Origin of the sequence: Shinella sp. NM-101 (genome assembly GCF_021401195.1) — a bacterium.
GTDB lineage: Bacteria > Pseudomonadota > Alphaproteobacteria > Rhizobiales > Rhizobiaceae > Shinella.
The window spans coordinates 96,761-106,226 of the sequence record NZ_JACBFT010000016.1 but is presented as its reverse complement, the minus strand read 5'-3'; the positions used below and the strand labels follow the sequence as shown (position 1 = coordinate 106,226).

At 60.1% G+C, this 9,466-nt stretch carries 7 protein-coding genes and 1 tRNA gene; 5 read left to right on the top strand and 3 right to left on the bottom strand.

The genetic code is table 11. The annotated features are described in order from the left end of the window. Positions 1-44 precede the first annotated feature (44 nt). Positions 45-121: transfer RNA gene (locus L0976_RS23260), tRNA-Met, on the top strand. On the opposite strand, the gene L0976_RS23255 is transcribed toward L0976_RS23260, so the two are convergent. Beyond that, a complete protein-coding gene (locus tag L0976_RS23255) occupies positions 78-1,733 on the bottom strand; it encodes a recombinase family protein (protein ID WP_084438349.1) in 1,656 nt (551 codons plus the stop codon). The two genes, L0976_RS23260 and L0976_RS23255, sit on opposite strands and share 44 nt — an antisense overlap. 512 nt (positions 1,734-2,245) lie before the next feature. Between L0976_RS23255 and L0976_RS23250 the strand changes: the two genes are divergently transcribed. The 4 genes from L0976_RS23250 (at position 2,246) to L0976_RS23235 (ending at position 4,971) form a co-directional block, all read left to right on the top strand. Beyond that, on the top strand, positions 2,246-2,545 hold the full coding sequence (locus tag L0976_RS23250) for a DUF1778 domain-containing protein (RefSeq protein ID WP_064332035.1): 300 nt from the start codon (positions 2,246-2,248) through the stop codon (positions 2,543-2,545). Positions 2,546-2,548: 3 nt separating this feature from the next. Then, entirely contained in the window at positions 2,549-3,064 is a 516-nt protein-coding gene (locus tag L0976_RS23245) for a GNAT family N-acetyltransferase (protein ID WP_064332036.1), read from the top strand. Positions 3,065-3,267: 203 nt separating this feature from the next. Beyond that, on the top strand, positions 3,268-4,194 hold the full coding sequence (locus tag L0976_RS23240; RefSeq protein WP_064332037.1) for a DUF4238 domain-containing protein: 927 nt from the start codon (positions 3,268-3,270) through the stop codon (positions 4,192-4,194). 42 nt (positions 4,195-4,236) lie between these two features. Beyond that, entirely contained in the window at positions 4,237-4,971 is a 735-nt protein-coding gene (locus L0976_RS23235; RefSeq protein ID WP_094543306.1) for a hypothetical protein, read from the top strand. A 76-nt stretch (positions 4,972-5,047) separates the two neighbouring features. Here the strand turns inward: L0976_RS23235 and L0976_RS23230 are convergent, their stop codons facing one another. Continuing rightward, complete coding sequence (locus tag L0976_RS23230) at positions 5,048-6,925, bottom strand: UvrD-helicase domain-containing protein (protein WP_094543304.1); 1,878 nt, start codon at positions 6,923-6,925, stop codon at positions 5,048-5,050. Continuing rightward, positions 6,922-9,312 carry an AAA family ATPase gene (locus tag L0976_RS23225; RefSeq protein WP_094543303.1) on the bottom strand — a complete coding sequence of 797 codons (2,391 nt, stop codon included), beginning with the start codon at positions 9,310-9,312 and terminating at the stop codon, positions 6,922-6,924. The genes L0976_RS23230 and L0976_RS23225 overlap by 4 nt, the downstream gene beginning before the upstream one ends. Between the last annotated feature and the right edge of the window lie 154 nt (positions 9,313-9,466).

Sequence of the window (9,466 nt, the reverse complement as noted above, 5' to 3'; positions counted from 1 at the left end):
CGGGCCGCCCTCAAAGCGGCCCTTTTGCAATGCAAAAACTATAACGCGGGGTGGAGCAGCCCGGTAGCTCGTCAGGCTCATAACCTGAAGGCCGCAGGTTCAAATCCTGCCCCCGCAACCATCTTTACTTGCGATCCACCCCGCCCACCGGCGGGGTTTTTCGTTTGGGCGGAAATCATAAGGATTCCAGCGAGATCGCCCTGGACGTCGATCTCCACCTTACCTTCGACAGGGGTCAGCAAAATCCTGTCCACGAGAGAGCGCAGGATGTCCGCTGCCTCTATCCGCGTCTCTTCCTCTTCATCCTGCAAGGCCTCGTAGAGCTGCTGGACGCGGTTGCGATATTGCAGCGCCATGGAGGGATGGAGAAGTGGAGGCGGCTCTTCGGCTTCGGCTAGGAACAGCGCCAGCTCCTTCTTCCGGGCTTCCAGCAGGACCATCTTCGCGTTGATCGCATCCGCTGCGCCGCCCTTGAGGATCAGGTTGAGCAGTGTATCGAGCTCCCGGTCGATCCTGGCGACCTCCGCCTCGGCCGCGGCGATCCCCGCGCGGCCTTCCATGCGCAGCCGGTTCATTTCCTGGGTGAACACCTCGCAGAACCGGGCGAACAGTTCGGGATCAACGAGGCGGGTCCGGAGCGCGTTGAGCACCCGTGCTTCGAGTTCCTCGCGCCGGATGTTGACGCGGTTGTCGCAGGTTCCCTTGTTGCGCGCTGTCGAGCAACCGATCAATGTGGCTGAGATCGCCGAATAGCCGCCCCCGCAGCAAGCGCAACGCGTGAGGCCGGAAAAGAGATACCTGGGTCGGCGGCGATAGTTCATCTTGCGGATATCGGCGACACCGCTCTCGTCCCTCTCCGTCCGGTTTTCGCCCTGTCGCGCCTTCACGGCCTTCCAGAGATCGTCGTCGAGTATGCGCAGCTCCGGCGCCTCCTGAACTACCCAATCGGATTCGGGATTGGGGCGAGCCTGGCGCTTGCCTGTATCGGGGTCCTTCACGAAGCGCTGGCGGTTCCAGACGATCTTGCCGACATACATCTCATTGTTGAGGATGCCGTTCCCCCGCTTGGGGTTGCCGTTGATCGTGCTGAAGCCCCAATCTCCGCCGGACGGGGCGGCGATACCCGCCTTGTTCAACGCGAAGGCTATGGTCTTGGCCGACTTGCCGGCGGCATAGTCGCGGAAGATGCGGCGGACGACTTCGGCTTGAGCCTCGTTGATCGTGCGGTCTCCGCGGATCGGTTCGCCGTTGGCGTCGAACCTCTTTACCACGTCATAACCGTAGGAATTGCCGCCGCCCGATTTTCCGGCCTCAACACGGCCACGCTGCCCGCGGCGGGTCTTGTCGGCCAGATCCTTCAGGAAGAGCGCGTTCATCGTGCCCTTGAGCCCGACATGCAACTCGCTGATCTCGCCCTCCGACAGGGTGAGCATCTTCACGTCGGCATAGCGCATGCGCTTGTAGATGCCGGCGATGTCTTCCTGATCCCGGCTGATCCGATCCAGCGCCTCGGCCATGACCAGGTCGAAACGGCCGCGGCTGGAATCCATGATCAGCGCCTGGATGCCAGCGCGCTGGATCATGCTGGAGCCGGAAACGGCGTGGTCAGAGTATTCCTCGACAATGGTCCAACCCTGCTTCTCAGCATGAAGGCGGCACATCCGAAACTGGTCGGCGATGGACGCGTCGCGTTGACTGTCGGACGAATAGCGGGCGTAGATCGCGATCTTCAATGCGCGTCTCCTCTCTGCATCAAGAGGCGCGCTTCCCCCGTCGCCTCGTCGCCTTCACTTCCTCCGCGTAGCATTCCCGCGCAGCTTGCCGCGCCAAAAAGTCCACCAAACGCAAAAGCCGCGGGTCGGGATCGCCACGAGGAGTAAAGGTAAGTTCCGGTTCGTTGAGCAGAAGAGATTCGAGCAGCTCTTCGCGCTCGCTTCTCTTCATTTTCGCCGGAGTATGGGTTGATCGCACGCTCATGCCCGGTAGAGTTTGCCGGATATGAAGTATAAGCAACTGAAAACACGATAGAATGCTCGGCGACTATTGCTGTGTTCCGGCGTATGCTGGCGCGGCGCGGCGTACGTCCGCGCGCTGTGGCATAGCGAAATAACCTGTTCGCTTTTGTCTCCGAACCGACCATCGGTCGCACCGAGATGGCATTTTTCAGATCGCTCAACATGAACGCCATCGTAGCGTATTGCGTTTTACGATACAATCTCTTATCATGCGGTCAAGGAGAAAATTTATGGCCGCCAATGCCGAACGTAAGGAATATCCAATCTCGATGCGACTGCCGGAAGCGGATGTCGCGATGATCGATCGCGCGGCAACGCTGCGTGGGCGCTCGCGAACCGACTTCGTGCGTGACGCTGCGGTGCGTGCGGCCGAAGAAGTCGTCATGGAACAAAGCCTGATCCGCATGAGCCCGCAAGGGTTCGCCGGATTCATAGAGGTTCTCGCCGCCCCGGCAGCTCCGGTTCCCGAAATGGTCGAACTGGCCAGGCGGCCGGCGCCCTGGGAAGCCGGTTATGAGCCCAAGCGGTAAATCGTGGCGCTATCGGCTCCCGAACCACTCACCGCCACGCATGACGTGTCGGAGTTCTCCTGTGGAAACCCGACGCTTGATCACTGGCTGAAGACACGCGCTCTGTCCAATCAGCAGAAGGGTTTCACGGCCGTTCTCGTTGTTCACGAGGCTGGACGTGTCGTCGGCTACTACGGTCTTGCTCCGACCGCCGTTGTCCCGGGAGTGCTGCCGCGCTCGATCCGCACTGGTCAGCCGCCCGATCCGGTCCCCTGCCTTCTTCTCGGCCAGCTTGCCACCGATACGGAATGGTCGGGGCGCGGCATTGGCACGGGCCTGGTAAAGCATGCGCTTCAGCGCTGCGTTCAGGCCGCAAGTCTGATCGGCGGGCGCGCGCTGATGGTCAACGCCGTGGATAATGAAGCCGCGCAGTTCTGGCAACGGCGTGGTTTCCTTCCCACGCGGGACGATCCGCTTGTTCTTTTCCGCTCGATGGCCGCGATCGCAGCCTCACTCGCTGACGCCCAAACCGGCATTTAGCGGATGCGGGGACGCGCACCATCACGGTACTCCGGCGCCAGATCCGCGCGGCCTGCTGCCGAGCCCGTTCCGGGGCCGGACCTTGTCGGACGGTCACGCCAACATCGGCGAGATAACGGTGAAAGGCAAGAATTTCCGGTGAAATCACATTCTGTACTTGTTATCGTTTGAGGTAATATCGCGAAATCGGCTTAATACAGTACATGACGTCAAACCCTCCAACGAAGCATCACTATATTCCAGCGTTTTACCTGAGAAGATGGGCGGGTGGCGACGGCAAGGTCACGGAGTTCACCAAACCGCGTCATGACATCGTCGCGAGAAGGATCATGCCTGATCGCACCGGGTATCAGGAGCGCCTGTATGAACTGAAGGGCTTTGAGCCGAGCCTTGCGCAGCAGGTTGAAGAAAAGTTTTTCAAGCCGCTCGATACCTGGGCGTCCAACGCGCTCACCATGCTCGAACGACACGGCCACCAGGCGCCTTGGGACAGCCATAGCCGCTCGGCGTGGACGAGGTTTCTCCTGTCGCTGCTGCTGCGTTGCCCCGAGGATATCGAGGCTTTCAGGGAATGGTGGCACGAGGATTTCAGCCGCACCGACGCTGACGCTGAAGCGCGCTATCAGGCTGCGCGCGGCGCTGAAGATCCAGAGACCTTTGCCGAGTTCCTCGCCGGCCAACCGCTAGGCATCAAGGAACGCCATCAGTTCCAGGTCTTCTATTCCCTGGTCGACCACGACAGCGTTGGCGGCAAAATCAACGAAATGGACTGGCGCGTGCTGCAATCACCGCCAGCCGCCCCCGCATTCCTGACCTCCGACCGCCCGATAATCAGGACGAATGGCCTCGATCAGGAGGGTGACCATATCGCGCTGCCGATTGGTCCGCGCCTTCTCTTCATCGCCTCCCATGATCGCGGCTTTCTCGATGGAGTCCTGCGCACAAACCAGATCGCTCTCGTGAAGGAATGCAATCGGCAGGTCGTCGAAGGCGCATCGCGGTTCGTCTACGGCATGGATCAGAATCAGGCGCGCTTCATTCAGAACCGCTTCGGCAGGACGCCACAGCCGCGTCTGATGGAAAGCATCGTTCAACGGCGACGAGACGAAGCGGCGCGTCAGGCCAAATAGCGTGTTCGAACTAGGAGTGTCATAATGGGGGGAACAACAAGAATGAATTTCCTGAATCTGGACGACAAGGAACTCGATCAACACATCTATCGCATCATGCCGCAGGAGTACGTTTTCACGCTGTTCAGCGACAGCCAGAACGTCCTGAGCAAGATCAGCAATTGGAAGGATAAGTTTGAGAATTTCCAGCTCAACCTCGGCGGAACGTTGGATGGAGAACGGTTCGATTACGGTTTCAAGGATGATTTCGTCGGCCAATGCTGGACGCGGCACAGCCTCTCGGAAGCGATGTGGGGAATTTATGCGAACGATCCGAGTAAGAGGTATCTGCGTATCCGTTCGACGCCACGCAAACTGCTGACATCGCTTGCCGCAGCTCACCCTCGCATGCCTCAAGACACCTGTTTTGTAGGCGCCGTCAGCTATGAAACCGAGCCGGTCCTGAAGGAATATCTGGCCAACAACGGACGCCTGGAAATCTCGGCACGAGGACTCGTCCGATCGCTTCTTCTCAAGCGTCGGGCCTTCAAGCACGAGGCCGAAATACGCTTGCACCACTTCGGCGATGCGGGCAACTGCGATCCCCGCGGTCTTTATCGGTATCCGGTCGACCCTCACGATATGATCACACAGATCATGGCCGATCCGAACCGGGATCGACGGGGCTGGAAGGCCGACAGGGCGGCAATCGCGAAAGCGACGGGCTTCTCGGGCCAGATCAAACGTTCGAAGATCTACGATCCTCCCGGTTGGGATATCCCCGCCTTCACCTCTTGAAGCCTTCGGCCTGAGGCAGTCGCTGTTTTCATGGCGCCGAAACGGATACCACGGTGGTGCGATTCGCTCCCGTTGATCAGGCGAGCGCCTCAACGCCCCAAATCGAGGTGTCCGGGAACAACCCCTTTTCTGCGATTGCGGCGAGCGCCGCCGGCACGTCCGGCACGAAGAGCACCACGGCAAGATCCGTCATGGCGCGTGAGCAGCATACGTAGAAAAGACGCCGGGTGCGATCGAGGACCGTCTCTTCGCCAGCCTCAATCCGGGCTTGGTCATTCTCAGAAAGCGGTACGTAGCCGAAGTATTTCCCGTAAGAGTATTGGTGGAACGCCGCCTCCTCGTCATCCACCACGACGAGGACCCGCTCGAACTGCGCTCCCTTCACCCCGTGGTGCGTCGCGAACGGCGACTCCTCGGTGAAGTAGCGGCGGTACGCCCAGAGCTCGTTGACGCTACAGGCGAGTAAAGCCTGAACATTTGCGAAGCCGCTGCTACCGTCGTCCACCGGCCCGTCAACGAGATGCGGTCCGAAGCGGTCATCCAGTCGAAGCAGTTCCGTATCGTGGACGTGCCGCATTACCGCGCCGACTGTCGCTTGCGAACCGTCAGCAAGCATCGCTACAAGGTGATCGACCGCATGCTGCAGTCCTGTCAGCACAGCCGCCGCTGGCTGGCCACGCAGGCGATCGGGCTGGAGCTTGGGGCTGGCAAGACGCAGGATCGACATGACCGTAAAGCGGTCGCCTTGCCGAACTGCCGAGACGATCGGCAGGATCTGTTGCGCTATAGGTCGAAGCGGCCAGGCGGAGCCGTCAGCGATTCCTTCGGCAAAGCTGGTCGGGGCGTGATCGTTGAGCGCAGAGTAGAGGCTCGGAAAGCCGAGCCGGACGGCGGCCATCCGGTGAACCAAGACCAGCAGCCTGACATCGCCCTCGGAGACATCGCTCAGCCAAAGCTCGTCTTCGGTTTGCGCTGCGAGCCATGCACGAACCGCGGCGAGGCGAGCGCTTCGCTGATGGTCGGCCGGCAGAACGAACAGGTTGGCCGTGCCAACCACGGGCTGTTCTACTTCGCCGACCTTGATCCGGCGTCCACGTGTCTGGACGAGACCGTCGCCGCCGGCGCGGATGGCGTTGACGACCGCGAGAACTGACGTCGGGCAACGAAAATTCTCCGGCTTGCTGATGTTTGCCCAGCCTTCGTCAAGCGGAACAGCGCCGCTGCCGCTCATATAGATCTTCTGCATCGGATCGCCGAAAAATCCGACACACAATCTAGGCTGCTCGGCTGCGATCGAGCGCAATGCCTCGACAACTTCCGGGTTGGTGTCCTGGCTTTCGTCGACAAAGATGAATGGGAAACGGCTGGCGATCACTCTGCGCAACAGTGGATGCGCGCCGACACAATAGGGCGTCAGTTTGAGGACGTCATCATGACCCAGAATACCTTCGGCATAGCTGCTGCCAGTGCCGTAGGTGAACCTATCCACCGACGCAATCGCGCCCAACTGAGCCTCGAGTTCGGCGATCTCGATCTCTAACCGCGCCTTGGTTCGTGGCTGCGTGCGTGGCTTTTCGTAATGCGCTCGCCGCTCGGCGATCTTCTCCTCGATTCTGACGCCAACCCAGGTTGCAATGTCGCTTTGGAACGGCCGGATCACCGACCACAGGAAGCTATGGATCGTTGAGATGTGGAATAGCGGCGAGACGCCGACATCCTCAGAAATCTCGCCGGCAGCGACTTCTGTATAGGTGATGCAGGCGATCTGCTGCCCCGCGCGACGCAGAGAAGGGCCACGGGTTCGAGCGAGATGGTCAAGGGCCTTGATCAGCGAGGTTGTTTTGCCGGAGCCGGCCCCTGCGACCATCACGAAGGAACGGGGAACTTCTCCATCAAGACAGGCACGAACCTCGACGTCCGCGGGTGTGTCCGGGCTGCCGATGCGACTGGTCATGCGGCAAAACCGTTGCCAGCGGCGGACACGGCGAGGTGGACGGCGCCTTCAGCGCCAGTGTCGCCGTGCTCGCCGTCAGCCCCACCATCGCTGCCTTCGTCTTCGCTCTCGTCCTCGTCATCAGGTTCCGGTTCGGGTGGCGCGATTTCACCCTCCAGCCAACGTAGCCCTTCTGCGATATATTCCGGCACAATCCACTTGGTCGGATCCTCAGCTAGCAACGCCAGAGCAAAGTCGGTCTTGCTGAAACTCTTCGCCTGAACGCGCTTGTGGATACGGCTGACGAGCTCAGCCAGCGTCTTTTCGTCGTTCTTCGCGATCCTCAACTGAAGCAGCCGGCGATCCTTGTGCTGGCACCACTCGAGGTTCTCAAGCGCGAAAGCCTCCTCAAGCGTTCGTCCTGCGAGCGCGGCCGTATCGTGACCCCAACTGACGTCAGTGCGGCATTGATAGGCAACCCGAACAAGCGCGTCATCGTCATTCACACGAGCCTGAGTCTTGTCGTCGGCCGTCGCATCCCAGAGCGCCTCGACGGTCCCGCATTTAGGCAGCCATTGCAGCAACGTCTGATTGGAGGTCGCCGCGCCTGGATGCCCGGCAATGCAGGCCTTGCCCGGCTTGTCGCCCGCCGCTGGCGCCGCCTCTTCGCCTTCATCATCCTCGTCAGCGGCGCCGAGATCGGGCTCCTCCTGTGCGGCAGCCTCACTCTGTTCCGTGGGCCCACCAGCTTGGCCTACGACGGCGTCTTCGCCTTCGGCCAAGACCGCTGGACCGAACACACTGTCAAGGTCGGTTATTATGAGGGTGGTGAGGCCGAGAAATTCGATCAGCGCCTTGAAGCGGTAGCCGAAAGCGCCACCAATCTCTAGAATGGTGAGATATGTCGATTGCAGTCGCGGAGCAGCAGTCTCGATCATTTGCGGCAGCAATAGCCGTTCGACATTGCCCTCAACGAGCACGGCGGCGTCTGCGAAGAACAGATCGCAATGCGCGAGCTTGAGGTAGCGTTCAAGGAAGGTGCGAATATCCGGGGCGGTGCTGTCGTAGAATGCAGAAAGGTTGAGCACGTCGGACGTCGACTCGGCGTTCGCGCGCGAACGCCGAAAATAGCGGATCGGCCGAAAGCCTCGCTCGTAGAGGATATGGGTCGAGTGCGTGGTGACGACGACCTGGCTTGTGTAAGCGGTCCGGTCGACACCCTTGAGCGCGAGGATGTCCATCACCTTGCGAATGAAAGCTTGCTGGAGCTGCGCGTGCAGGTGCGCCTCTGGTTCCTCGATGAAGATCAGATGGACCGGCGGACGGTTTTCTTCGATAGCCAGCCATTGCGCATGGAGGTCGAGCAGTTCAACGACCATAAATATGAGGTTCTTGAACCCTAACCCGTTGTAGCGGTCAGGCAATGTCGGGGGATCGGCCGCACCATCGTCTGGGCCGAGCGCATAGTGGACCAAGGCCGCATCACGGCTGCTCATGATCTGTGCCGGATCGAGCGCGGAGCGGATCATCATGCGAGGGTTGGAGAGTCCGGGATATCCGAGCTTCGATAAGCTCTTCAAGGTCGGCTCAAACACTCTCTCCAGATGCTGGTTGAGCGCGATCTCCGATTGAGCCAATGCGCGAAGCGCCTCGAGGTCGTCACCCTTCTGCTCAAGATTGCGCCCGTAGAAGCGGCTGAGGACTCGCGACAGGTCCTCGGCCCGACCTCCTCCAGCGCTGTCGGACAGGTGACGCTGGGCGTCCAGGAAATCGATGCGCAGGATGCTGTTGAGAATTTCGCGGCCGCTGCGATCCCGACCCGCAAGCGACGAGGGTATGTAGCCGTCCTCGGCGACCATGTCGGTGTCGAACCGCGCCGGATCAAGCACAAAGTAGCGCAGCTCATATTCATCATGCAGAGTATCGCGCAGATAATCACGAAGGTGTCGTGGCGCCGGGTCAAACACCGGAGCGCCGTTCGCATCTTTCTCGACTGCAGCGAGCGCGCGCTCGCGGGCCTCAATGAAACGGTCACGTGTCGCGTCAGGGTCTATCGGCGCATAGGCAACACGCATCCCGACGAGGGTGCTGTCCCAAGCGAGACTAGGCAGCAGGTCAATGGCACGATGAACATCCTCCGCCCCGATTTCCAGCCAAATATCGACTTCCATGGTCGGCAACGCCAGACTGTCGTCGCCCGCACCGAATGCCACGATCCCCGGCCATAAATCCGCGCTGAAATCATGGATGTTGAAACGGCCATGGCCGGTGAAGAGCTGGAGTGCGTGGCCGACGGACGTCTTGCCACTATTATTAGCGCCGACGAAGATGGAAATATCAGATGCGAAGTCGATAACAACATCTTGTAGCCGTCGAAAGTTGCGGACAGCAAGCTTCCTTAAATGCATCGTTCCCGCCCTCCCGATTCGTGCTCGCCGGAATCCAATGTAACTTGATCTAACAGCTATTTGTGCTCTGCTCTATGAGCTTTTAGCAGAAGATCGAGTGCCGACCACGTTCCGGTTCGCCGAAGTTAGAGTAAACAATCGGCCTCTCACATTG